This is a genomic window from Desulfosporosinus metallidurans (genome assembly GCF_001936615.1).
In the GTDB taxonomy this organism is placed as follows: Bacteria; Bacillota; Desulfitobacteriia; order Desulfitobacteriales; family Desulfitobacteriaceae; genus Desulfosporosinus; species Desulfosporosinus metallidurans.
In genome coordinates, this window is record NZ_MLBF01000172.1 from 1 (window position 1) to 688 (window position 688).

At 37.9% G+C, this 688-nt stretch carries 1 protein-coding gene; it reads left to right on the plus strand.

Features of this window, described 5'->3' with window-relative positions; translation table 11 throughout:
- Window positions 1–23: 23 nt before the first annotated feature.
- Window positions 24–527, plus strand: a complete 504-nt coding sequence (locus DSOL_RS26215) for a hypothetical protein (RefSeq protein ID WP_139314645.1) — start codon at window positions 24–26, stop codon at window positions 525–527.
- The last annotated feature ends 161 nt before the right edge of the window (window positions 528–688 follow it).

Sequence of the window (688 nt, forward strand, 5' to 3'; positions counted from 1 at the left end):
ACTTAAAAAAGTATTAGATGTCCTTGAATCTGGAGAGAAAAAAAACTTTAACGTCGCTATGGGAAGAGATTCAAGGATATTGGCAGTCGTTACCAGAGTCGTATATAGTCTATTGTTTTTTCGATCCAGGTGATGCCGTTGAATCAATTTATGCTCAAGAAAAGAAACTCAATGGGAAACATATTGTAACGTGTTTTAACAAAGAGCCATGCGATAAAGAGTATGGCTTTAACTGTTCGTTTAAGAAAGCTAATCAAATTCACGCTCTTTATATCCCGCTGTCTACGCAAATAAATCCTCCGCTGCCAGGACAGCCTATAACGATGCAGTTTGTCAAGGATTTGATTTCTAAGGTAGCACCAAATAATTTTCTCAAATTACAGCAAAATATTGTCATCGTGGACGGCATAGAAAACAGAGACTTCCAAATACTTTTTTCTATGCCTACGTACGTCTGGGCAAAAAGGCTCTACTGGGTCTGTTCTTCAATTTCGGGAAGTATTAATTTTATTACTGCTTCAGAGTAAGGACATATACCGAATATTTCCTTTGATCGTACAAAGGCATGATAAAAAAGTACCTGCTTGAAAAGAGGCGGTGTCCAGCAAATGTTTAGCTGGAAAAGTGTGTATCTATCATTGGCTGTGGAGCTGTTGGTTTCAAGAAATAGCTGACCTCATTGTTCATG